The sequence below is a fragment of the Pseudoflavonifractor sp. AF19-9AC genome (genome assembly GCF_003478995.1).
Taxonomy (GTDB): Bacteria; Bacillota; Clostridia; order Oscillospirales; family Oscillospiraceae; genus Lawsonibacter.
Map to the genome: position 1 here is coordinate 214,034 of NZ_QUGI01000002.1, position 24,631 is coordinate 238,664.

Below are 24,631 nucleotides of genomic sequence, written 5' to 3' on the forward strand. Positions count from 1 at the left end.
GGGGTGTTTGGCTTATGACGTTAAGCCTCAGATTGCTTTAGGCATCAACCTGGAAGCCGATGGTCATGGTAGCGGTAGTGGTACCATTCTCAGCGGTCACAGTAACGGTAATGCTGCTGCTGGCATCAGAAGCACCACTGGCCTTAACGGTTGCGGAACCGCTGACAGCCCAGATACCCTCGTCGGCACAAGTAATGTCGGTGATGGTAACGGTCTTGCCGCCCTTACCGGCCAGGTTCTTGATAACATGAGAGCCAGAGGCATTGATAGTCTGGGTAACCTTAGTCTCCACGCCATCAATCACATAGGTGAAGCCAGTAATCTGAGTGGTGGCCTTGATATCCTCCACAATGATGACCTGGTCGGCAACCTTGTTACTGTCGCTGGTCTTGGTCACGTAGACCTTGTCAGTGGAATCCTTGCTCACGTCGGCTGCGTTCAGTTCGGTGACAGCGCCGGTGTGATCAATGTAGTACACCTCAGTGTTGTTGTTGACAATGTAGGAAGCGCCAGTGGTCTTCAGCACGCCGCCGGTCACCTCAACGCCAACGGTGGAGGGCACGTCGGTGCTGTACTTGGACACCAGAGTGATGATACCATTGCTGTCGGTGGACATGACCTTGTACAGGGTGTTCACAGCCAGATCGGCATCGGCAGCGGGAGTGCTGTCGGTGTTGGCAATGTTATTGATGGCATCCAGCTTCACCTGCTCCACCTTGCCGTTGACAATGGCGTTGAACTGATAATAGTCATCGCCCTTGCCGGACTCGGACTCGGGAACGTAGGTGTAGCTCATGGTGTTGTAGTTGTCGCCGGTGCCGGGGATGTAGACATACTGGCCGTCAGAGCCCTGGATGCTGCTGGAGGCGACCTTAATATACACGAACTTGGCAATGCCGTTATCCACGAAAACCTTATCGGTGGCAGCGACAGCGGTGATGGAGGGCATATTGGCGATGCCGGTATAGACCTTGATCTCGGGATCGGAGGCGGTCTTGGTGTTCACCAGGAAGATGGTATTGTTGTTGCCGATGTAAGAGCCGTTAAAGTTGGCCTTGTTACCAACCAGAGCAGCAGCGGTCAGGCTACCAGTGGTCTTCTCGGTCAGCTCGTACTTGCCCTTGGAATCGACCTTGTAGGTGACGAAGGCGTTGTCAATGGCGGTGGTGGTGGTGTCGTGGTCAGCGGAGACTTTGTTGTCAGCACCACCGGTGCCCTCAACAGCATCCTTGCCGTCAACCTTGGAAACAGTCACGATCTTGTTGGTGCCGTCGGGCATCAGCAGGCGAACCTGACCATAATTGGTCTGGCCCAGCTCGGTGCCGTTGACCCAAGCGGACTCCAGAACGAAAGCGTAGTTGTCGGTGGCCTTGTTGGTGTTCTTCTCAGCCTTGATGATGTTGTTGGCACCGTCCAGATAGAAGGTGTACTCGTTGGTGTAGTCAGCGCTCCAGCTGTTGTTGGCGTTAGCCAGACCAGAGTTGGCATAGGCGGTGCCATTCACAACCAGCTTAGTACCGTCCTGCATGCCGGTAACAGTACCGGTGACAGAAGCGGCCTTGGTGATGTAGGTGGTAACCTTGCCGTCGCCGTCGGTCTCAGTGCCCTTGTAAGCCAGGACCACGTCACCCTTCTTCAGGCCTTCATAGCCCACCACGGTCTTGGTGGTGTTGGCAGCAACATAGCCGCCCATGCCGGTGACACCGGGAACAATCACGCGAGTCTCGTTGTCCACAACCTTGGTGGCAGCATCAGCGGTCAGGGTGTAAACGGTGGGCTCGATGACCACGACGCGATCAACCTGGTTGGCAGTAGTGGCGTTCATGTAGAACTCGATGGTAGAGCCAACCTTCAGAGCATAGGTGTTGGCAACAGCGGCCGCGCCGTTCACGGAAACGACAGTGCCGCTATTGGCGTAGGTGTAGGTCTTCTTCAGCACGTCGGTGACATACTGAGCCACAGTCTTGCCGGACTTGTTAACCACGGCAACGTTGGTAGCCTCGTTGGCGGAGAAAGCAACGTTCTCACCCTTATAAGTCCACTGCTTGCCGGGACGCTTGAAGTCGTCCTGCTGAGAAGCGGTCAGCTTCAGGTCGCCCTTGTACAGCTTCTCGCCCAGCTGAACGGCGTAAGAAGTGGTACCGGTGACCACGGCATCGCCGAAATCATCAGCATAAGAAGCAGTGCTCAGCACGTACTCATACTTGACCTCGCCGATGATGGTGACATCGCCGGTGATGATGGTGGAGCCGCTCTTAACGGCCTCAACAGTATTGGCCTTCAGAGTGTTCAGAGCGATCTGAGCCACATCGTTGCGGGTCATGGCGACGGTAGCGCCGCTCTCAATGCCCTTGAACAGGTCGATCTTGGAGCCCTGCTTCACGGTGGCCAGCTGCCAGTCAGAACCGAAGTCGCTGGTGTACTGGAAGTAACCCAGAGCCTTCATCATCATCAGAGCAGCCTGAGCGGTGGTGACGGAGTCATTGAAGCCGAACTGCTTGTCGTTGTAGCCGGCGGCGATGCCGTTGGCCAGGCAGGCGGCCACAAAGCCCTTGCCCCAGTCGGGCACGTCAGTGAAGGTCAGGTTGGTGCCAGCATAATCGTTGACATCCAGACCCAGCATGTTGGTCATGACCACGGCCATTTCGCCGCGGGTGACCTTCTGGTCGGGGTTGAAGTTGCCGTTGGTGTCACCAGTCATGACGCCAATGGCCTTGATGACCTCAATGGCCTCCACGTTGTCAGCGGAGTCCACATCGGCATAGCTCGCGGCGCCGGTGCCGACCACCATCATGCCCAGGAGCATGACGGAAGCCAGAGCCAGGCTGAGAGCCCGCTTCAGGTTTCTCATTGGAATTCCTCCTTCTAAATTTGACCCTCCGGTTTTTAACTTTTCGGGTCTGTTTCGGGCCTCACGGCCCATTTTTTCAGGTTTCGGGGAACTTTTTCGGTCATTTAGGCCGGTATAACTCCCCTTGCCTCTGCAAGTATAATACCAGACCCAACCCCCAAAGTCAACGGCTTGGACCGAAGTGTAACAAAACCGTAATATTGGGGTGAATAGGCCATTTTGGAGGAATTTCATCACTTTTTTACCGGTTTTATCCGGGTATCTCCCAGCGGCGGACGGGGTTTCGGACACATTTCCGGCCCCCTGAAGCGACACTTTTGCATGTGTCTTCATTAAAATTATTTTTTCCACCGCCTGTGGCATCTCTGTGTGCAACTTTGATGGAAATTGCCCCGCCGCCCGGCGCAGCGGCGGGAGAGGGATGGGTTTTCCACCACCCGGTCAGGAGGGTGGGGAAGATCATAGGGACAGTCTGTGTCCAAACTTTGTTTTTGGTTGTCACTCTTTATGCAGGGATCAATGACCCCATTAGTCCGCCGATTCGTGCTCCTATACTTAAATGAAAAAAAGAGTATTTCGTCCCCCGGGGCGAGTGACTTTCTGTGCAGACAGAAAGTCACCAAAGATCCGTCAAAGGGGAGAGGGATTTCGATTTCCCTCTCCCCTTTGAAATCCCCACTCCTTGAAACGACCAATCTCGTCCTCGCGGACTTCATATCCTTCGCCTCGTCCTAAAGGACAAGGCTCACTCATTTCGTCGCTCGTTCTCTCCCAATAGAACCCGCTTCGCTGGGCTTCCATTGGGTCCCCACTGCGTCCCCCCTATTGGATGTACCCCCCGGGGGTTGGTGCTGCCCTGGAAGGTTCAGCGGAAAATCGGCGGGACAGGCGACGAAACGCGCTGGCGGACGCCGCCCCGGAACGCGGGTACGTCTCACCGCACCGTTCCGCCAATCCCGCGCACGCCCCGGTGACGGGGCGGCCCGCCTGAGCCCTCCCGCGAGGGCAAAACGTTAGGCGCGTTGTATCTTGTAGGAGCAGGAGGTAATCCAACCGCCTCTTAGCGGCAGCGGTTGGCGCTTAGACACCAATCCTGGGCTTTTCCCGCGCCGGTAAGATATTTTCTGCGTTCTTGATGGCTCCCCCGTAAACATATCAGGGGGTCCGGGGTGGAGGCGGCATAAAAACACGGAGTGTTTTTCCAGACGCCGTCCCCCGGTGGCGTTTTGCCTACTTTGCCGACACGGGCAAAGTAGGTCGCCCCGGAGGACGAAATCATCCCCCGCCAAATCAACACCCTAAAACAAGAACCGGTAGGAGCGACGAAAACGGTCACTCCTACCGGTTTCTTTTCTTACGGGCGCAGAGGCGAAGCGTAGCTTCGCAGAAAGTTCTTTGCCAAGCTTTCTTTCAAGAAAGCGGGGAAGCCGCCCTCCTTACATCATATAAGGAAGGCGGCTTTGTTGTTGTACGCTATTGGGCGCTTTTCAGACCTCCATAATAACAGGCAAGATCATGGGAGAGCGCTTGTGATTTCATGTCTTGGCCCGGGAAAGTAAATTCCCCGGGCCGCCGCGCCTGCGGGCGCGCCCCAGCTCTCGCCGGGGCCCCAGACCAAGCGCATCAGACCTCCATAATAACAGGCAAGATCATGGGAGAGCGCTTGGTCTTTTTATAAAGGTAATTGGACAGGTCGCCCTTGATGACACCCTTGATGGCCGACCAGTCCTTGGCATACCGGGTGTCTACGCTCTCGATGGCCTCCAGAGCCACCTGGCGCAGCTCCTCCATCAGGCCCTCGGACTCCTTGACGTAGACAAAGCCCCGGGTGATGATGTCCGGCCCGGACACCAGCGCGCCGTCCTCGCCCGACATGGACAGCACCACCACGATCATGCCGTCCTGAGCCAGGTGACGCCGGTCCCGCAGCACCACGCTGCCCACGTCGCCCACGCCGTAGCCATCCACAAAGACCTGGCCGGCAGTGACGGTGCCGGTGATCTTGGCCGACTTCTGGGTCAGCTCCATCACCTGGCCGATATCCGCGATGAGAATATTCCGGGGATCCATACCCATCTGCTGGGCCAGCTTGGAGTGGATCTGCAGCATGCGCTGCTCGCCGTGAACGGGGATGAAATACTTGGGCTTCACCAGGGCGTGGACGATCTTCAGCTCCTCCTGGCAGGCGTGGCCGGAGACGTGGAGGGCACGCTCCCGCTCGTTGAGCACCTCGGCTCCCTTGCGGTAGAGCTCATTGACCACGTTGCCGATAGCATTCTCGTTGCCGGGAATGGCGCTGGCGGAGATGATGACCCGGTCGCCGGGCATGATCTCCACCTGGCGGTGGGTGTTGAAGGCCATGCGGGTGAGGGCGGACATGGTCTCGCCCTGGCTGCCGGTGGTGATGATGCACACCTTGTTCTTGGGCAGGGACTTGATGTGGTTCAGGTCCATGAGCACCCCGTCAGGGACATTCATATAGCCCAGCTCGGTGGACACCTTCATAATATTCTCCATGGACCGGCCCGAAACGGCCACCTTCCGGCCGTACCGGGCGGCCACGTCGATGATCTGCTGGATGCGGTCCACGTTGGAGGCAAAAGTGGTGACAATGATGCGCTCTTCGCAGCCCCGGAACAGGGCATCGAAGGAGGCACCCACGCTGCGCTCGGAGCGGGTGTAGCCCGGGCGCTCCACGTTGGTGGAGTCGGCCAGCAGGGCCAGCACGCCCTCCTTGCCCAGCTCGCCCAGGCGGGCCAGGTCGATCATGCCCCCCTGGATGGGAGTGGTGTCGATCTTAAAGTCACCGGTGTGAACGCAGGTGCCCACCGGGCACTTGATGGCAAAGCCGCAGGCGTCGGCAATGGAGTGGTTCACGTGGATGAACTCCACGCTGAACTTGCCCGCCTTGACCACGCTGCCCGGCTCACAGGTGATGAGCTTGGTGCGGTCCAGGAGACGGTGCTCCTCCAGCTTCAGCTTGATGAGCCCTGCGCTCATGCGGGTGGCATAGATGGGGGCGGTGACGGAGCGCAGCACGTAGGGCAGAGCGCCGATGTGGTCTTCGTGGCCGTGGGTGATGAAGATACCCCGGATCTTGTTCTGATTCTTGATGAGGTAGCTCACGTCGGGAATGACCACGTCGATGCCGTACATGTCGTCATCAGGGAAGCCCATGCCGCAGTCCACCACAATGATGTCCCCGCCGTACTCATAGACGGTCATATTCTTGCCGATCTCATTGAGGCCGCCCAGAGAAATAATTTTCAGTTTTTCTGCCATAAATACTCCTTTATTCCTTGAAAATGGGTGATGTATGGGACAGAATGGCCGCAATGAACCGGCTATGCTCCTGGCACAGCGGTAAGACGGAAAGAAGGCGCCGGGCCGGCCCTGCCTCGCCGGTTAAAGCGCACATTCCCTTCGTCTGGGCTTCTGTCCTTCGGTTGTATCCGCGGTCCGCTCCGTCTGTGTGCAATTACGGTTGGGAGGCGCGGAATTTATTTAGACGCGGTGGGCGAAAGCCGCCGGCTGCCGCGTATAAATCCAGAATATAGCAGGTACAGTATAGCACATTTTTCATAAAAGTACACTATACGTTTGTAGAGAATCTATTTGTCGCTTTTTTCCGCCCCTTGGGCATCCCGCCGGGCGATTTGCCGGTCCAGCTGGGCCGCCTGGTGGGCGTAGAAGTCGCACAGCTCCGCGGCCAGCTCCAGATCTGGGCCCTCCGCCACCACACGCAGGGCCGACCGCCGGGCCAGAGGGGCCAGGTACACCCAGCCCTCCCCCGACCGCAGCCGCAGGCCGTCCCCCTGGGGCGTGCAGCCCCGCTCCCGAGCCAGAGCCTCCATCACCGTCCCCCGGTTTGCCGACAGAGGCACCTCCCGCTTCCAGGTGGAGAACCGGGGCGTCTTGGAGATGAGGATCTCCAGGCTCTGCCCGGCCGTCCCCATGCGGGCGCAGATCCGGGCCGCCGCGCTGGGGGCCGACCACATCCAGGGCTGCTCCCCGTGGAGGCGGCGGGCCTCCTCCCCGTCACGGCCCAGGCGTAGGATGGTGCCGCTGTACCCGGCGGCCACCAGCTCCACTGCGGCGGTGGCCTGCTGGGGCACCGCCGCCCGGCCCAGGCCGTTTTCCATCTCAATGAGCACCGCCAGGGTGAGCAGCTGCCCGGAATCCAGCAGAGCGCCCCGCTCATCCCGTGCGGTGAGGCGGAAGCCCCCGTGGCCGGCATAAAAGGCGGGGATACCGGGCTGCCACCGGTCCTCCACATGGCAGCCCAGGGCCAGCAGCGCCTCCCGCACCGCCCGGTTTTCCGCCGTGTCCGTCCCTACCGCCGCCCGCACCCGCCGCAGAGGGGCGCGGCCCAGGGCGGCCTTGGCGGCCACCGCCTCTCCCACCTCCTGGGGCGTGATCTCCAGCCGCTCCAGCCGGCCCACCCGGTCGCCCCGGGCCCGAAAAAAGTCGCCCCGGGCCAGGGTGTGCTCCAGCTGCCGCTGCCGCTCCCGCTCCAGGGGCAGGCCCAAGGCGTCAAAGAGGTGAAGGTAAACCTGGCCGCCGTCCGTCTCCTCCACAAAAAGGGAGACGGGCAGCTCCCGCTCCCGGGCCAGCCAGGCGCCCTGGACCGGGCACTCCAGACCGTGAGTCAGGGGACGTCCTCCGGCGGCGGCCACTCCCGCCACCGCCGCCCGGGCCAGCATGCGGGCCCCGGGCCGGTCACTGCACCCCAGTCCCACTCGTCCCGCCGCCCCCAGGGCACTGCCCAGGGCCACCAGACTTTCGGGGCCCAGGTCCTCCCCCAGCACCCCCTGGATGACGCCCTCCTCCCCAAAGCGCAGGGCGCCCTTCTGGCTGCCGCTGGTCACGGACTTGGTAAGCCGGCAGCCGGCGGAGGCGCTCTGCCCCGGCCACAGGCACACCCGCTCCAGCAGCACCGACTCCTCCTCCGCCAGGGCATTTTCGCCCAGCACCGCGCCCTCGTTGAGCACCGCGCCCCGGCGCACCGCCGCGTCCCGGCACAAAATGGCTCCGTACAGAGTGGACCGAGGCCCCGCAGCCGCCCGGGGCAGCAGCACCGACCGCTGGACCATGGCCCGCTCCCCCACCCGGACGCCCCGCTCCAGCACGGTGTGGGGGCCCAAGAGGCACCCCTCTCCCAGCTCCACGTCCTCCCCAATGAAGCAGGGGGGCACCACCTTCACGGAGCGGGGAATGGGCTTGGCGCTCCAGATGCCGGGGGAGCGCTGCGGAAGGCCGGGCTCTACCTTCAATTTCCCGCTCAGGGCATCGCACACACACTCCAGATAGGCGCCGCAGTCCCGCAGATCCCGCCAGCAGCCCTCCAGAGGGACGCTGTGGAGCTTCTCCCCCCGGCGCAGCAGCTCCGGAAACAGGTCTCGGTTCAGATCGGGGCACTCGCCCTGAGGCAGCGCCTCCAGGGTCCTTGGGGAGAGAATGCAGATGCCGGTGCTGACCAGGCTGGTGCCCACCTGGCTCCAGTCTGGCTTGTCCACAAAGCCCTGTACCTGCCCCGCCCCGTCGGCCACCACCAGGCCGTACTCCGGCGGGTCGGTGCGGCGGCTGAGCACCAGGGTGGCCGCCGGGGCCATCTGACGGTGGACCTCCACCGCCCGCGTGAGGTCCAGATCGCACACACACCCTCCGCCCATCACCAGGAAGTCCTCCTCCCCCAGATGGGGCAGGCAGTGCCGCACGCTTCCCGCGGTGCCCAGGGGGTCCTCCTCTTCCACGTAATGAAGTTCCACCCCCAGCCGTGTCCCGTCCCCGAAAAAGGCCCGGATTTCCTGGTCCCGACTGCCCAGGGCCACATACAGCTGGGTAAACCCGTGGTGCCGGAGCAGGGCAATGGTGTGCTCCATCACCGGCCGCCCCAGCAGGGGCAGCATGGGCTTGGGCGTGCCCAGAGACATGGGGCGCAGGCGCACCCCCGCGCCCCCCGCCAGAATCACCGCCTTCATCACATCCCACCGTCCTTTCCTCATTGCCCCCTAGTATTCCCGCCCCGCCCGCCTTTCATCCCCGCTTGTTCTCCGGGCGCAAGTATGCTATACTTTTCCCCAGAAATCAGGACAGGAGGCGGCGCATATGGACATCCGGCCCGGCCGGTACCGCCATTTTAAAGGCGGCGAATACGAGGTGCTGGGGGTGGCCTCCCACTCGGAGACCCAGGAGCCCATGGTGGTGTACCGGGCGCTCTATGGGGAGCGGGGGCTGTGGGTACGCCCCGCCGCCATGTGGAATGAGTGGGTGGAGCGGGACGGCTACGCCGGACCCCGGTTCACCTTTGTGGAGGACCAGACATGAACATTCAGATTTTCGGCAAGAGCAAGTGCTTCGACACCAAGAAGGCGGAGCGTTGGTTTAAGGAGCGGCGGGTGAAGTTCCAGAGCGTGGACGTGCGCAAGTACGGCATGAGCCTGGGCGAGCTGGCCAGCGTGAAGAACGCCGTGGGGCTGGAGGCCATGGTGGACCCGGGCCACCCGGACGCGGTGCTGCTGAGCTACCTGGCCTCCAACGAGGCCAAGCTGGACAAGCTCTTTGAGGACCCCACCCTCCTCCGCACCCCCATCGTGCGCAACGGGAAGCAGGCCACCGTGGGCTACTGCCCCCAGGTGTGGGAGACCTGGTCATAAGAAAGCAGGCGGAGCCGCCGAAAAAAGCGGCTCCGCCTTGTTTTTTTGCCGACCGGATGGTATGCTTTAGAAAAGTCCGGTTTATGGGACACACTTTCCGGTAGGCTTTTCTTATCCCGGCATCCTTTTGTTGTTGAGGAGGAGAGAACATGGCAAAAAGTGCCTTTCAGAAGACCAAGCTGCTCCATCTGGCCCAGCTGCTGCTCCACGAGACCGACGAAGACCACCCCATCACCGTGGCCCGGATGATTGAGGAGCTGGGCCGCTATGACATCAAGGCCGAGCGCAAAAGCATCTACGACGACCTGGAGGCCCTGCGCTCCTTCGGGCTGGACGTGCAGTGCCGGAAGGGGAAGTCCCCGGGTTGGTTCATCGGGGAGCGGGAATTTGAGCTGCCCGAGGTAAAGCTCCTCATGGATGCGGTGCAGTCCTCCCGCTTTCTCACCCAGAAGAAGAGCGACGCCCTCATCCGCAAGCTGGAGCGGCTCTCCAGCGTCCACCAGGCCCGGCAGCTCCAGCGGCAGGTGTACGTCAGCGGCCGCATCAAGGTGATGAACGAGAGCATCTATTATAATGTGGACAAGCTCCACACCGCCATTGCCGGACAGAAGGCCATCACTTTCAAATACTTTGACTACGACATTCGCCGCCAGAAGGTCTTCCACCGGGAGGGACGGCGGTACACCGTCTCCCCCTACGGCCTCATCTGGAACAACGAGAACTACTACCTGGTGGCCTTCGACCACCTGAATCAGGAGATGCGCCACTACCGGGCGGACAAGATGTGTGAGATTGTGGTCACCAATCTGGACCGCCAGGGCCGGGAGCGCTACCCCGACTTTCAAATCGCCCAGTACGGCCAGAAGCACTTCGGCATGTACTCCGGCCGGGAGGTGACGGTCACCCTCCGGGGGAAAAACTCCATGGCAGGGGTGGTGTGGGACCGGTTCGGCCAGGAGGTCATTCTGGTCCCGGACGGGGAGGAGCACTTCACCGTCACCCTGCCGGTGGTGATGAGCCCCCAGTTTTTCGGCTGGCTCTTCGGCCTGGACGGCGGGCTGGTGCTCACCGGTCCCCGTCAGGCGGTGGAGGCCTACCGTCAGAAGCTGTCCGCCGCCGCGGCGGAGCTCTCCACCTGATTGGTCCCCGTCCCCCGCTCCTGGACGCACACCAGATCGTAAAGCCGCAGCAGCGCCGCCGCCAGCACCAGGAAGGCGGCCCCGAAATTCAGGTTGGCGGAGCACTCCGCCCGTCCCCCGGTGCCCCGGGTACTCTGCCAGGTCTCCAGGCTGAGGCCGAAGAAGTAAAGGAGTGCCCCCACCACAATGGCGCTGGCGGGCAGGCGCAGGGGAAATACGTCGGGAAATTTTCCCTCCTCCCCGGCCAAATATCGGCACAGGGCCTCCCGCTGGAGGGCGGTGGCCTTCCAGGAGAGAAACAGGGAAAAGACCATGAGGGCCAGGAAGACCAGGGCCCCATCCACGTCCTCCAGCTGCTTCTGAAGCTCTTCCCGCTCCGAATCTTCCATAAAAACGCACCCCCTCGGTTCAGTTTATCCCGAGGGGTGCGTTTTGTGCGTCAATTCAGGTATTTAGAGCCTCAAGCCAGGGTGGCCAGCTCCACAAAGCGGGTGAGCATGGTGGCCACCTCAGCCCGGGTACTGTTGGCCCGGGGGTTCAAATTGCCCCGGTCGTCCCCGGACAGAATGCCGTTGGCGCAGGCCCACTCCATGGCCTCTCTGGCCCAGGGGGAGACCGTATCTCCGTCCCCGAAGCCGGACAGGGAGCCGCCCTTGGCGGCCACGCCCATCTGCTGGGCACAGCGGTAGAGCATCAGGGCCATGTCCTCCCGGGCAATGGGGGCGTCGGGGGCAAAGGAATTGCCGCCCACGCCGCCGGTGATGCCCTGCTCCACCGCCCAGCTGGCGGCCTGGGCATACCAGGCGTCCGAGGGCACATCCTGGAAGGTATGGCTCTGGCCGGCGGCAGGGTTGCCCTCCAGCTTGTGGAGCACTGTGACCACCATGGCCCGGGTCATGGGCAGGTGGGGAGCAAAGCGGCCGCTGTCCACGCCGGAGAACAGGGTGCGGCTGGTGACAAAGCCCACCTGAGAGGCAAACCAGTCGCCGGCCTTCACGTCGCTGTAGGTCTGGGTGTTGTCCACCAGCTCAATGCGGGCGGAGCTGTCCAGACGGACGGTGAGCCCATCTTTGGTGAGAATGGACTTGGGCAGCACCCGGCGGGTGCCGTCCTCCTTCACCAGCACGGCCACGGTGCCAGGCTTGGGGGTGCAGGGGATGGTCAGGGAGGCCTGCTTCACGCCCTGGGGCAAAGTGACTACGGCGCTCACCGCCCCCGCGGGGGTGGTGGTCACCACCGCGCTGGCCCCGGTCTTTTCGTCGGTGACATTGGTGATCACATCTTCACCCGGCTCCACAGGGGGAACCTCTCCACCGCCAGCACCTCCGCCGCCGGTACTGCCACCACCGCCAGCACCACCGCCGCCGGTACCGCCTCCGCCTCCGGCGGGGGGATCCACGGGCTCCTTGTCTGCGGTGGGCACCTGGAGCATGGCGTTCCAGGCGTCCCGTCGGGCCTGCTGGACCGCCTCAAAAGAGGCGGCGGTGCGGATATCCGCCTGGCCCTTCTCCAGGGCGCTGGCCAGGGCGGCCTGACCCTTGGCGGAGTAGTCCTGCAGGTTCAGGGTCTCATACTCCTGCTGGAGGGTCTGGGCGGCGCTGCGCTTGTGCCCCGCCAGCTCGTGGCGGCTGGACAGGTCGGAGCGCACACTGGCGGACATGTAATAGGTCAATGTTCTGTCCAGTCCATCATAGGAGGCCAGGGCGCTCTGATAGGCGTCCAGGTCCTCGGCGCGGACCTGGCTCATGGGCCGCTGGCTGAGGCCCTCCTCCAGGTCCTCCAGCCACTGGGCCGCCTGGCCCAGAGTCATGAGCTTCTCTACCTGGGGCTGGATCTGGGCGGACGCCGCTCCCAGCACCAGGTTCTGGTCCTCTTCTCCCTCCAGGGGGCAGTACTGGGCCAGGTTGCCCTGCCCGGCACCCTCCAGGGCCTGCTGGGCCAGGCTGTGGGCCTGGGCGGCATTCGCCTGGGTCAGCTTACCGCCGGAAAGATAGGCCAGGGCTTCGCTGTGGGCACTCTCCTAGCGGTCCACCACGTGGTCAATCCGCTCCCGGGCGGTGGGCACGGCCTCCATGTCCGCAATGCCCTTGTCCAGGGCGGTCTGCATGGCGGGCTTCTCCTGGGCGCCCTTGATGTTGTTCACTGCCTGGGTATAGGCGGCAGAGAGGGAATCCCAGTCCTCGCTGGTGTAGGGCAGGGTACCCTCCGTGGCCGAAGCCAGCTCCTGGAACGCCTCCTCCAGCTGGGTCAAATAGGGCTTTTGTATCTCACTGAGAGGCTGACGCCACACGGCATACAGAGTGACTGTGCCGGTGCCGTCGCTGAGATTGAGCACTTGAGCCTCGTTGGGATAGCGCACCGGGCCGTCGGGCTCCAGAGCCCAGCCGGCAAACTCCATGCCGGTCTTTTCGTAGACGTTGGCGGTGAGTTTGACGGCGGTGCCGTAGGTGGCGGAAATGGTGTCCATCGTGCCATCGGTGGCCCCATTCCCGTCCAGCTGAATGGTGTAGGAATTGGGCGTCCAGCGGGCATAGAGGGTCACCCGGTCGCCGTCGGTCTTGGCTCCGGCCAGATTCTTCACCTGCGCTCCGTCGATGAGCGGCTTATCGTCCTCCCCGCTCAGCTGGCTCCACTTCTCAAAGGTGTAGCCCCGGCGCTGGAACTGGTTTTCCGTCAGCTTGAAGGTCTCTCCCCACTTGGCGGAAAGGGGGGCCATGGAGCCCGTGCCGCCGTTGGGAGAGAAGTAAACGGTATACTGATTGGGAACGCGGCGGCTGTACAGGGTCTGGCCCTCGGCCTTCAATTCCTTGGGGGCGGGAATCTGGTACTCCTTATCCAGGAACCACTCCGCCCGGTCGTGGCCCTCAATGGGGTCCTGCTCCTCGTAGTCATCCAGATAGACGGTCAGCTGGGGGGTGTTGGGCAGCTTGATGGTCTCCACCATGTTGTTCCGGGCCACAAAGCCGCCCCCCTCCAGCTTCAGGTTGCCGCTCATGTCCAGGGTGGTCAGCTTATTGTGATCGATGTGGAGAAAGCGCAGCTCGGACAGGTGGGTTACATGGATGGAGGTCAGCCGGTTGGAGAAGGTCTCAATAAACTCCAGGGCGGTGTTGTCCGTCAAATCCAGCGTCTCAAGGAGGTTGTTCCAGCAGTAGAGGGAAAGCAGGCTGGTACAGCCGGAGAGGTCCAGCTCCGTCAGCTTGTTCATCTCGCAGTTGAGGGCCACCAGGTCTCCATGGCCCGAGACGTCCAGCCGGGTCAGCTGATTGTAGCCACAGTAGAGGGAACGCAGCTTGGGATTTTGGCTCATATCCAGCTCGGTTAGCTGGTTGTAGGAGCAGTACAGCCGGGTCAGGTTTGGGTTTCCGGAGAGATCCAGCTCACTCAGCTTGTTCTGAGAGCAGTCCAGCGTCTCCAGATTGGGGAAGGCGGCCAGGCCCTCCAGGCTGGTCAGGCCCTGGCCGGACAGGTCCAGGGAGGTCACCGCCTGGCGCTCGGCCAGGGTCAGGATCCCATCGGCACCGGCCCCATTCAGGTTGTGGGCATCCTTCAGCCAGGCAATGAGCTTTCCGTCCGAAAAGGTCTCGGAAATGGTCAGATCGCCGGCAAGCGGCTCTGTCCGCCCCTGCACCAGGGCAGCGGAGGGCAGGGTCAGCTGGCCCGCCAGCATCAGTGCGGCAGCCGCCGCAGAAATACGTCTTACATACAGTTTCATAGGTTCTCCCAAAGGTAAAATGATCTCATGGTCCGCAGGCGTATGTCGGCCCATTATACCGGTCCCCTCCCCACTGTGCCAACGGGGGAATCGCTGGAAGTTTGCCGTTTTTATCTTCAAAAATTATGTGAAAGGTTGTATCTTGCTATTTTTCAGAACTTTTCCCTCATTTCCCCAACATTTTCCCACTCTTTTTATAGGGAAAATTGCATCCCGTTCTGTGTTTTTATGCCCTTCTCCCGGATATCATGGCAAAAAAGGCCCGGAGGGAACCCCCTCCGGGCGCAGGCCGCGGAAATGTCTTGGGAGGACTTTTCCGCGGCCTGTATTCCGTTACTTTTTCGCCCCATCCGGGGCAAAAAAGTCCTCGCTTTGCTCGCCGCATCCCTTATGTTACAAGGGATGCGGGGAATTTTATTTCATTCGAGGCGGGCCGCTGCCCCCTCGAGCTCCCCCGCCCATTTTTGAACCAGCCGCCTCACTTCAGAGAGATTTGAACGAACCGAGGCCCGGAGGGGGTTCCCTCCGGGCCTTTTTTCAATGCATACGTGATAAACCTGTTTCAGGGGGCGAACCACTGGTTCAGCACCTGGGCCACTCCGTCCTCCTGGTTATATCCGGTAACGAGATCGGCTGCCGCCTTGGTATCGGGGGCGGCGTTGGCCATGGCCACTCCCACACCGGCGGCTCTCAGCATGGAGATGTCGTTGGTGCCGTCACCGAAGGCGGCCGTCTCCTTGGGATCCACCCCCAGCGCCTCACACAGGGCCAGCAGGGCGTGGCCCTTGGTGGCCCGGGCATCGTTGAGCTCCAGGTTCTCCGGCATGGAGATGGACAGCACCGTCTCCGGGTACCGCTTCTCCAGCCAGGCCTTCACCCGGGCCCGCTCCTGGAGGTCCGGGAAATAGAACTGCATCTTCTGAATGTCGCTGCCCGCTGCCCGGACGGTCGCCCGGAAGTCCTCGCAGCGGTGGCGGGTCATGTGCACCAGGCGGATGGACTCCGGGTCGCGGATGTAGTGCTCCAGGTTGTCCAGGTAGCGCCCGTCCATATACCCGTCGTCATTCTGGAAGCAGTCCACCGTGGCGTCGATGGACTCCATATCGTCGAAAATCCGCTCCGCCGTGGCCAGGGGGATCTCCGAGCGGTAGAGGACCCTGTCCTCCTTCCGGTCGTAGGCCTTGGCCCCGTTCATCAAAATGAAGTAGCGGAGGAAGGGCAGCTCCCGCACCATCTCCGGAATGCCCCGGTAGATGCGCCCGGTGGCAATGACGATCTCCGCCCCAGCCCGGGCCGCCCGCTCCAGGGCCGCCCGGTTGCCCGGGGAGAGGGTCTTCTCGTGGGTGAGCAGGGTGCCGTCCAGGTCGGTCAAGATGAGCTTTGGCTGCATATCCTCACATCCTTAAAACTTGGCCCCGCCGAACTCGGCCAGCTGCAGGCCCTTGTTCCGGTCCTGCACCCACTGGATGGACCACTGGGAGGCAAACAGCAGCAGCTGATTGCCCTTGTAGTCCTCCACCAGCTTGGCGTCGTTGGGCAGCAGCAGGTCCTCCTCCTTGAGGGCGGGGGCGTCCTCGTCCTCCTTCACGATCCACCGCAGGTACTCGTAGGGCAGGCCCTCCTTGTAGAGCTCCACGTTGTACTCGCTGCGCAGCCGGTACTCCAGCACGTCAAACTGCAGGGTGCCCACCACGCCCACAATGACCTCCTCCATACCGGTGTAGGGGGTCTTGAAGATCTGGATGGCGCCCTCCTGGGCGATCTGCTCCACACCCTTCAAAAACTGCTTGCGCTTCATGGTGTCAATGGAGCGGATGCGCTGGAAGTGCTCGGGAGCGAAGGTGGGAATGGGGTCAAACTTAAACTTCTTGCTGGGAGAGCACAGGGTATCGCCAATGGAGAAGATGCCCGGGTCAAAGACGCCGATGATGTCTCCAGCGTAGGCCTCCTCAATGATCTCACGCTCCGCGGCCATGAGCTGCTGGGGCCGGGACAGACGGATCTTCTTGCCGCCCTGGACGTGGTAGACTTCCTTGTCCGCCTCAAACTTGCCGGAGACCACCCGCATGAAGGCGATGCGGTCCCGGTGGGCCTTGTTCATGTTGGCCTGGATTTTAAAGACGAAGGCGGAGAAGTCGTCCTCAAAGGAGTCGATGATCTCGTCTCCCGCCTTCCGGGGCAGGGGGGCGGTGGTCATACGGAGGAACTCCTCCAGGAAGGGCTCCACGCCGAAGTTGGTGAGGGCGGAGCCGAAGAACACGGGGGACAGCTTGCCGTGGCGCACCCGGTCCAGATCAAAGTCGCAGCTGGCGCCGTCCAGCAGCTCGATCTCGTCCACCAGCTGGTCCCGCTTGGATGCCCCAATCAGGTCGGCCAGGGCGGGGTCGTCGGGCTCAATGACGGTGGCGGTGGCCGCCTTGGCGTTGGTGTTGGAGGTGAAGTGGATGACCTTCCGGTTCTGCCGGTCGTAGACGCCCTTGAACTCCTTGCCGCAGCCGATGGGCCAGTTCATGGCGTAGGTGTCGATACCCAGTTCCTTCTCCAGCTCCTCACAAAGCTCAAAGGGGTCTCGGGCCTCCCGGTCCATCTTGTTGATGAAGGTGAAAATGGGGATGTCCCGCATGGCGCACACCTTAAAGAGCTTCCGGGTCTGGGCCTCCACGCCCTTGGCAGCGTCGATGACCATGACGGCGGAGTCGGCGGCCATGAGGGTGCGGTAGGTGTCCTCGGAGAAGTCCTGGTGGCCGGGGGTGTCCAGAATATTGATGCAGAAACCTTCGTACTGGAACTGCATCACCGAGGAGGTCACCGAAATGCCGCGCTGCTTCTCGATCTCCATCCAGTCGGAGGTGGCGGCCCGGGTATTCTTCTTGCCCTTGACCTGGCCGGCCTGGGCGATGGCTCCGCCGTAGAGCAGGAACTTTTCCGTCAGGGTGGTCTTACCTGCGTCCGGGTGGGAGATGATGGCAAAGGTTCTCCGGCGCTTGATTTCCGATTCGTACTGTGACAAAAGGGTCCACTCCCTTACAAAAATTCTGATTAAGCAAATTATTTTACCACAAAAGCGCCCCCTCCCGCAAGAGGAGGGGGCGCTTTTTCCAAAAAAGGACGGCGGAGGACCGGGCGCTTCGGTCCTCCGCCGAACGTTTCCCATTTATGCGGCCAGGTCTCCCTCCGCGCCCAGAATCTTGTGGGCGTGGTCCAGGGCCTCCTGGAGCTTTCCATAGGCGGACTTGTTCACCAGGGTGCTGGTGCCCGCCTCATACTCCTCCATGGCCTGGTGGATGTTCAGCAGGAAGCGTTTCTCCCCCACAGGGGCGCTGTCCCGGTGAATCATGTAGTAGGGCACATAGCCCACCTTGGTGACCGTGGTGGTCCCGTCGGGGGCCTTGGTGAGCTCCAGGTCCAGGATGGCGGTGGTCATGGTGGCGGGAGAGGGATCATACTGGTTGGAGATAAAGTTGCCCAGGGAGTAGCACACAAAGCCCTCCCGCGCCTGGCCGTCCCAGCCGGTGACCGAGATGGTCTCGTAGGGCTGGAGCACGTGGGGGTGGCCCCCCAGCACCAGGTCGGCCCCCTGCTCCACCAGGAACTTGGCCAGCTCGGTCTGGTGGCTGTTGGGGGAGTTTTGGTACTCGACACCCCAGTGGATCATCACGGCGATGAGGTCGGTGTCCAGGGACCGGGCGTACTCCAGATCGGCCTTCAGCCGGTCGTAGTCGGGATTGGCCAGGGTGGTGTAGTAGTCCAGGTTGAAGAGGTTCACGGCGTACATCTTGTCCGAGTCCAGTCGATAGCCGTTGAGGCCATAGGTGTAGGACAGGAAGGCCACGGAGATGCCCCCCACGTCGGCCACATGGATGCCGTGGTTTTTATCCAGCTCCTCCTGGGAGCGCTGAGAACCCACATGGGCCAGACCCACTTCGTCCAGCACGTCCAGGGTGCGGTTGATGCCGTCGATGCCCTTGTCTCGGCTGTGGTTATTGGCGGTGGACAGCAGGTCGAAGCCCGCCTCCTTGGCGGCGTAGGCCAGGGCGTCGGGGGAGTTGAAGGCGGGAAAGCCGGAGTAGTTGGGGCCGCCGGCCAGGGTGGTTTCCAGATTGGCCACGGCGTAGTCCGCCTCCTCCAGCTGCTGGGCGGCAAACTGGAACATATGGCTGTAATCGTACTCCCCCGTCTCCGCCACGTAGGCGTCCTTGGTGATGGGCATGTGGCTCATCACGTCTCCGGCCACCATCAGCCGGGACACCACGGGCTCCGGCTCCGGTTCCGGTTCCGGCTCGGGCTGGGGATCGGTCGTCTGAGACTGGGAGGCGGAGGACTGCTCCCCGCCCTGGGAGGCCTCGCCCCGGGGGACATGGGCGCAGCCGGGGAGCAGCAGCGCCAGCGTCAGCGCAAAAGCAAGCAATTTTTTCACAGGACTTCTCCATTTCCGTCAATCAAAATGTTGGCCGCCCGGGGTATCCAAACAGGGCCCTCTTGGTCGAACCCTGTCGAAGCGGCTCAGATGCCCCCATTATATCCGCCCCGGAGGAAAAAGTAAAGCGCCCCAGGGCGGAAAGGCGGTTGACAAGGGCGGCGATATCCCGTAATATTTTTAGTACCAAACAATCAAAACCGACGTCCAAGTGTCCCTCCGGGCGGGGAGCCCGGCGGGAAGAATAGGAAACCGGGTGCAAGACCCGGACGGTACCGCCGCTGTAAGCGGGGGAACGGCGCGGGCGGCGAAAGCCGGCCATTGGGGAAACCTGAGAAGGCTCCGCGCCTTGGGCCGGCCTTGCCCGGCCCCTCCCGCAAGTCAGAAGACCTGCTTGGACCTTTGCTCCGCCCTGTGGAAGGGCGGGGTCGTTCTTCACGCGGGAAACGGCCGCGGCGGCTCAGGCCGCCGCGGCCTTCTTTGCATGGGAACCCGGAAAGGAGGCCGCTTCCACATGAAACAAACCGCTCGTCTCTTTGCCGTCCTGGCCCTCACCGCCGCCCTCACCCTGGGGACGGCTCTGCCCGCTCTGGGGGCTCAAACGGCCCAAATTGACCAGGCGCTGAACCGCGCCGCCGACTACGTCTCCGCCGCCGTGCCCAACCCCCAGGTGTCCTCCACCGGAGGGGAGTGGGCGGTGCTGGGTCTGGCCCGGTGCGGCCGGCTCACCCAGAGCCAGCGCACCGCCTACCTGGCCGCCCTGGAGCACACTCTGGAGGAGACCCAGGGCGTGCTGTCCCAGCGGAAGTACTCCGAGTATGCCCGTGTGGTGCTGGCCCTCACCGCCCTGGGGGAGGACCCCCGGAGCGTGGGGGGCTATGACCTCACTGCCCCCCTGCTGGACACCGAGATGGTGGCGTGGCAGGGCATCAACGGCCCCACCTTTGCCCTGCTGGCCCTGAACGGCGGAGACTATCCCGGCTCGGAGGCCAAAGAGCACTACCTCCAGAACCTTCTCCAGGCCCAGGGGACGGACGGAGGCTGGTCCCTGGCGGGGAGCAAGGGGGACCCGGACGTCACCGCCCAGGCTCTTCAGGCCCTGGCCGCCTACGAAGCCACCAGCCCGGAGGTGGCCCGGGCCATTGCGCGGGGTCTTGACTGTCTGGAAGCATTGTGGAAAAGCGGCTCCTTTGTCACCTCGGAGAGCTGCGCCCAGGCCCTCATCGCCTACGCTGCCCTGAACCGCACCGCCCCCCAGGGAATGGTGGAGGAGCTTCTCTCCTACCAGCAGCCGGACGGCAGCTTTGCCCACCTGCCCGGGGGCAAGAGTGACCTGATGGCCAGCGAGCAGGCCCTGTGCGCCCTCACCGCCCTGGCCCGGCAGGAGCGAAACCTCTTCCCCCTCTATGACATGACCGCCGCCGGGACGGAGCAGGCCAACCCAGACCGACTCACCGCCCTGTTCCGGGCCCGCCCGGCCTGCGCCGCGCCCGACCCCCGGGCCGCCTGACCCGGGCTTAGGAGGAGACCACCTTGAAGAAGAAACAAATCATCATCGCTGCGGCGGCCGTGCTCATTCTGCTGGCCGCCGCCTTCTGGTACGGCGGGGACGCCCCCGGCCTCCAGGGCTGGAGCCTCTCCCAGGATGCCACTCAGAGTTCCGCCGGCTCGTCCCAGGATTCTTCCACCGATTCGTCCGGCCCTTCCTCCTCCGCGGAGCCGGAGGGGGACAACTCCGCTTCGGACGGCGCATCGGCGGAGGGCAGCACCTCTGGGGAGAACACCCAGCCTGCCCCCCAGGAGCCCGGCTCCTCCGCCCAGGGCCAGAACACCTCGGACCAGAGCACGCCCACTCCCGACACATCCTCCAAACCGGAGGAGACAACACCCCCCACTGACCCCCAGCCGGAGACTCCCTCCTCCAGCCAGAACACCCAGCCGGAGGAGCAGGCCACCACCTGCTCCATCTCCATCGTCTGCACCACGGTGCTGGACCACCTGGACTGGCTGACCCCGGGCAAGGAGGACATTCTCCCCGCCGGCGGCGTCATGCTGGCGGCTACCGAGGTGGAGCCCCAGGAGGGGGAGACCGTCTTTTCCCTCCTCCAGCGGATCACCCGGGAAAACGGCATTCCCATGGAGGCCAGCTTCACCCCCGGCACCGGCTCTGCCTATGTGGAGGGCATCGGCAACCTCTATGAATTTGACTGCGGCCAGCGCTCGGGCTGGCTCTACTTTGTCAACGGCATCTCCCCGGGGTACAGCTGCTCGGAGTACACCCTGAAGCCCGGGGACCGGGTGGAGTGGGTCTACACCTGCGATCTGGGTCAGGACGTGGGCGCCACCGTGGCGGGAGGCTAAGTTATGACCTTCTCCAACTGCCATCCGGCGGTGCCGGCCCTGTGGTTTGCCCTGGTACTGGCCTTCACCGTCACCACCTTCCATCCCCTGCTGCTGGGGATTGCCCTGCTCTCCTGCTGGCTGTGGTGGGGACGGCTGGGGGAGCGGCCCGGCACGGGGCGGCTTCTGCCCCTGCTGGTGCTGGCCGCCCTCTTCAACCCCCTGTTCAGCCACGCGGGGGTGACGGTGCTTGCCTACTTCCCGAGCGGCAACCCCCTCACCTTGGAGTCGGTGCTCTTCGGGCTGGGGGCCGCCCTGATGCTGTGGGCCGCCCTGGCCTGTGTGGGCTGCCTGGGCCGGGTGATGACGGCGGACAAGTGGATGTGCCTGCTGGGCCGGGCCGTCCCCATTTTGTCCCTGCTGCTGTCCATGACCCTGGGGGCCATTCCCCGGCTGCGGGCCCGGTTTGCCCAAGTGTCCGCCGCCCAGCGCCGGGTGGGCCGCCGGGGGGATACCCGGCTGGAGCGGGCCCGGCTGGGCCTTCGGAACCTGGGCGTGGTGCTGGCCTGGTCCATGGAGGACGCCCTGGTGCGCTCCGACTCCATGGAGGGCCGGGGCTACGGCCTGCCCGGCCGCACCAGCTACACCAACTACCGCCTGGAGTCCGGGGACCGGGAGCTGCTCATTTTCCTGGCCTGCGCCGGGGGCTACCTGCTGCTCATGGGGCTGCAGGGGGCCCTGTCCTGGCAGTACTACCCCATGGTGAAATGGAGTGGTCTCAGTCTGTGGTCCCTGTCCGCTCTGGTGGACTGGACCCTGTTATGCGCCCTGCCCCTGTATCTGGAGTGGAAGGAGGAACGGGAATGGCACAGCTCCAACTGAATGACCTGACCTTCTTCTACCCCGGCCAGACCGCCCCCGCCCTAAGCAAGGTGAACCTCACCGTGGAGCGGGGGGAATTTCTGGTGCTGTGCGGCCCCTCGGGCAGCGGAAAGAGCACCCTCCTGCGGCTTTTGAAGCCCGCCCTCGCCCCCCACGGCCGGGTGGAGGGCACCCGCCTGTGGGAGGGCCGTCCTCTGGAGGCGCTGGACCGGAGGGAGCAGGCCCAGTCCATCGGCTTTGTCCTCCAGAGTCCAGAGGAGCAGATCGTCACCGACAAAGTGTGGCATGAGCTGGCCTTCGGCCTAGAGAGTTTAGGCTATTCCCAGACGGCCATCCGGGCCCGGGTGGCCGAGATGGCCGCCTTTTTCGGCCTGGAGGGCTGGTTCCACCGGGACACCGCCTCCCTGTCCGGGGGGCAGAAGCAGCTTCTCAATCTGGCCGCCGTCATGGCCCTGGGGCCCCAGGTACTGCTGCTGGACGAACCCACCAGCCAGCTGGACCCCATGGGGGCCCAGAGCTTTCTGGACTGTCTGGGGCGGGTGAACCGAGAGCTGGGTACCACAGTGGTACTGTGCGAGCACCGGCTGGAGGAAGCCCTGCCCCTGGCCGGGCGGTGTGGCGTGCTGGACCGGGGGCGGCTTCTGGTGTGCGCCCCGCCCCGGGAGACGGCCGCTTACCTCCGAAGCAATCAACATTCAATGGCCTCCGCCATGCCCACCCCCGTGCGGGTGTGGGCGGCCACAAAGGGCGAGGGAGACTGTCCTCTCACCGTGGGGGAGGGCCGGAACTGGCTCTCCGGCTATTTTCAAATCCACCCCTTGACCCCGCCGCCCCGGTTGGAGCCCTTCCCTGAGACGGAGCCCGCCCTGGAGGCCCGGGAGGTATGGTTTGGCTACCGGCGGGAGGAGCCGGTGCTGCGGGGGCTGTCCCTCCGGGTGCCTGTTGGGTCCCTGTGCGCCCTCATGGGGGGCAACGGGGCGGGCAAGTCCACCCTGCTCCACCTGCTCTCCCGGGGAAACCGGCCCCAGAAGGGGGAGCTGCAGCTGCTGGGCCGACCTCTGGAGGACTGGAGCGAGACTGAGCTCTTTCAGGGTGCCCTGGCCCTGCTGCCCCAGGACCCCAAGGCCCTCTTTGTGGGCCGCACAGTGGAGGAGGACCTGGCGGAGGTGGAGCCCAGCCGGGAAGGACGGGCCGATCTGGTGCGCCTGTGCCGCCTGGAGCATCTGCTGTCCCGCCATCCCTACGACCTGTCCGGGGGCGAGCAGCAGCGGGCCGCTCTGGCCAAGGTGCTCCTCACCCGGCCAAAGGTGCTGCTGCTGGACGAGCCCACCAAAGGGATAGACCAGCCCTTCCGGGAGGAGCTGGCGGAGCTGCTCACCGCCCTGCGGAAAACCGGGGTCACCCTCCTTATGGTGAGCCACGACATTGAATTCTGCGCCCGCTGCGCCACCCACTGCGCCCTCCTCTTTGACGGGGGCATCACTGCCTGGGGGGATCCCCGGGACTTCTTTGCCCAAAATTCCTTCTACTCCACCGCCGCCTGCCGCATGGCCCGGGACCTGGTCCCCGGAGTCATTACCCCGCCCCAGCTCATTGCCGCCTGCGGGGGAACGGAGGCCGCGGTGCAAACCTCCCAAGCTCCTGGGAAGCAGGAACCGACGGAACCGGCGCAAGCGCCCCTTGCCCCGTCCCAAACGTCTCCCTCCCACAGAAGGCGCTCCCCTATGCCCCAGCGGCTGGGCCTTCTGGCCCTGGTGGTCTGTCTGGCGGCCGGAGTGCTGGCCTGGCGGGGTGTGCCCTGGCTGGCGGGGCTGGCGTCGGGGGCCTGGCTTCCCTCCCTGCTGTGGCTGGGAGCGGCCGCTGTGGCTCTGTGGCTGCTGGGGCTGGGACGGCGGGCTCTGACCCGTCCAAAGCCTGTCCGGGTCAAGGGCGAGGGCCGGTGGCTCACCGCCCTCTTCCTCCTGGTGCTGTGCCCCCTCACTCTGCTGGCGGGCATGTATCTATTGCAGGACCGGAAGTACTATTTCATCTCCCTGCTGGTGCTGCTGGAGGCCCTCATTCCCCTCCTGCTGAAGACGGAGCGCCGTGCGCCCCCCGCCCGGGAGCTGGTGGTGCTGTCGGTACTCATCGCCCTGGCGGTGGCCGGGCGGGGCGCCCTCTTCATGCTGCCCCAGTTCAAGCCGGTGGTGGCCGTGGTCATTGTGGCCGGGGTTGCCCTGGGCGGACAGGGGGGCTTCCTGGTGGGGGCGGGCGCCATGCTGGTGTCCAACTTCTTCTATGTCCAGGGTGCCTGGACCCCCTGGCAGATGGCCGGGGCCGGGCTAATCGGCCTGCTGGCGGGCTGGCTGGCCCCGATGGTGGGCCGAAACCGGGTGACCCTGTGTCTCTTCGGCTTTGTGTCCACCGTGGTGGTGTACGGCGGCCTTTTAAACACCGCCTCCCTGCTCATGTTCCAGCCCAATCCCACCTGGGAGATGCTGGTCACCTCCCTGGCCCTGGGCTTTCCCCTGGATCTGGTCCACGGGGCGGCCACCGCCTTCTTCCTGTGGGCGGCGGGACCCGCCCTGCTGGAGAAGCTGGAACGGGTGAAATTAAAATACGGACTCAACGGGCCGGAATAAGGCAAACAAA

At 63.5% G+C, this 24,631-nt stretch carries 16 protein-coding genes and 1 riboswitch; of the genes, 7 read left to right on the forward strand and 9 right to left on the reverse strand.

All coding sequences use genetic code 11. From position 1 onward, the window contains the following. Positions 1–37: 37 nt before the first annotated feature. The 3 genes from DWX58_RS03850 to DWX58_RS15840 form a co-directional block, all read right to left on the reverse strand. Positions 38–2,851, reverse strand: coding sequence for an S-layer homology domain-containing protein (locus DWX58_RS03850; RefSeq protein ID WP_158579209.1), 2,814 nt, complete (start codon positions 2,849–2,851; stop codon positions 38–40). 1,623 nt (positions 2,852–4,474) lie between these two features. Beyond that, positions 4,475–6,133 (reverse strand): ribonuclease J, encoded by a 1,659-nt coding sequence (locus tag DWX58_RS03855; protein WP_118641683.1) that lies wholly within the window; start codon positions 6,131–6,133, stop codon positions 4,475–4,477. Between the two features lie 329 nt (positions 6,134–6,462). Continuing rightward, positions 6,463–8,856, reverse strand: a complete 2,394-nt coding sequence (locus DWX58_RS15840) for a sugar phosphate nucleotidyltransferase (RefSeq protein WP_118641684.1) — start codon at positions 8,854–8,856, stop codon at positions 6,463–6,465. Positions 8,857–8,959: 103 nt separating this feature from the next. Here DWX58_RS15840 and DWX58_RS03865 point away from each other — a divergent pair, with 103 nt between their 5' ends. The 3 genes from DWX58_RS03865 (at position 8,960) to DWX58_RS03875 (ending at position 10,646) form a co-directional block, all read left to right on the forward strand. Beyond that, on the forward strand, positions 8,960–9,178 hold the full coding sequence (locus DWX58_RS03865) for a DUF1653 domain-containing protein (RefSeq protein WP_199648674.1): 219 nt from the start codon (positions 8,960–8,962) through the stop codon (positions 9,176–9,178). Further along, positions 9,175–9,507 carry an ArsC/Spx/MgsR family protein gene (locus DWX58_RS03870; RefSeq protein ID WP_118641685.1) on the forward strand — a complete coding sequence of 111 codons (333 nt, stop codon included), beginning with the start codon at positions 9,175–9,177 and terminating at the stop codon, positions 9,505–9,507. The genes DWX58_RS03865 and DWX58_RS03870 overlap by 4 nt, the downstream gene beginning before the upstream one ends. A gap of 149 nt (positions 9,508–9,656) precedes the next feature. Beyond that, positions 9,657–10,646, forward strand: a complete 990-nt coding sequence (locus DWX58_RS03875; protein WP_118641686.1) for a WYL domain-containing protein — start codon at positions 9,657–9,659, stop codon at positions 10,644–10,646. On the opposite strand, the gene DWX58_RS03880 is transcribed toward DWX58_RS03875, so the two are convergent. The 6 genes from DWX58_RS03880 to DWX58_RS03905 all read right to left on the reverse strand — a co-directional run bounded on the left by DWX58_RS03880 (position 10,607) and on the right by DWX58_RS03905 (position 18,778). Beyond that, positions 10,607–11,035 carry a hypothetical protein gene (locus DWX58_RS03880; protein ID WP_199648676.1) on the reverse strand — a complete coding sequence of 143 codons (429 nt, stop codon included), beginning with the start codon at positions 11,033–11,035 and terminating at the stop codon, positions 10,607–10,609. The genes DWX58_RS03875 and DWX58_RS03880 overlap by 40 nt on opposite strands. 71 nt (positions 11,036–11,106) lie before the next feature. After that, positions 11,107–12,504, reverse strand: a complete 1,398-nt coding sequence (locus tag DWX58_RS03885; protein WP_118641687.1) for an S-layer homology domain-containing protein — start codon at positions 12,502–12,504, stop codon at positions 11,107–11,109. 162 nt (positions 12,505–12,666) lie between these two features. Further along, entirely contained in the window at positions 12,667–14,361 is a 1,695-nt protein-coding gene (locus DWX58_RS03890) for a leucine-rich repeat domain-containing protein (protein WP_158579210.1), read from the reverse strand. 562 nt (positions 14,362–14,923) lie between these two features. Next, positions 14,924–15,751, reverse strand: a complete 828-nt coding sequence (locus DWX58_RS03895) for an HAD family hydrolase (protein ID WP_118641689.1) — start codon at positions 15,749–15,751, stop codon at positions 14,924–14,926. A gap of 12 nt (positions 15,752–15,763) precedes the next feature. Continuing rightward, complete coding sequence (locus DWX58_RS03900; protein WP_118641690.1) at positions 15,764–17,371, reverse strand: peptide chain release factor 3; 1,608 nt, start codon at positions 17,369–17,371, stop codon at positions 15,764–15,766. Positions 17,372–17,515: 144 nt separating this feature from the next. Then, positions 17,516–18,778: a CapA family protein gene (locus DWX58_RS03905; RefSeq protein ID WP_118641691.1), complete on the reverse strand. Its 1,263-nt coding sequence runs from the start codon at positions 18,776–18,778 to the stop codon at positions 17,516–17,518. A 192-nt stretch (positions 18,779–18,970) separates the two neighbouring features. After that, positions 18,971–19,191, forward strand: a riboswitch (cobalamin riboswitch). 101 nt (positions 19,192–19,292) lie between these two features. Here DWX58_RS03905 and DWX58_RS03910 point away from each other — a divergent pair. Genes DWX58_RS03910 through DWX58_RS03925 form a run of 4 tightly spaced genes read left to right on the forward strand, consistent with a single transcriptional unit; the run spans position 19,293 to position 24,621 of the window. Next, positions 19,293–20,288 (forward strand): hypothetical protein, encoded by a 996-nt coding sequence (locus tag DWX58_RS03910; RefSeq protein ID WP_118641692.1) that lies wholly within the window; start codon positions 19,293–19,295, stop codon positions 20,286–20,288. A 23-nt stretch (positions 20,289–20,311) separates the two neighbouring features. Beyond that, complete coding sequence (locus DWX58_RS03915) at positions 20,312–21,139, forward strand: DUF4430 domain-containing protein (RefSeq protein ID WP_118641693.1); 828 nt, start codon at positions 20,312–20,314, stop codon at positions 21,137–21,139. Positions 21,140–21,142: 3 nt separating this feature from the next. Further along, positions 21,143–22,000, forward strand: coding sequence for an energy-coupling factor transporter transmembrane component T (locus DWX58_RS03920; RefSeq protein WP_118641694.1), 858 nt, complete (start codon positions 21,143–21,145; stop codon positions 21,998–22,000). Next, the gene (locus DWX58_RS03925) at positions 21,982–24,621 is read left to right on the forward strand and encodes an ATP-binding cassette domain-containing protein (RefSeq protein WP_118641695.1); all 2,640 of its coding nucleotides are present in this window, start codon (positions 21,982–21,984) and stop codon (positions 24,619–24,621) included. The genes DWX58_RS03920 and DWX58_RS03925 overlap by 19 nt, the downstream gene beginning before the upstream one ends. The last annotated feature ends 10 nt before the right edge of the window (positions 24,622–24,631 follow it).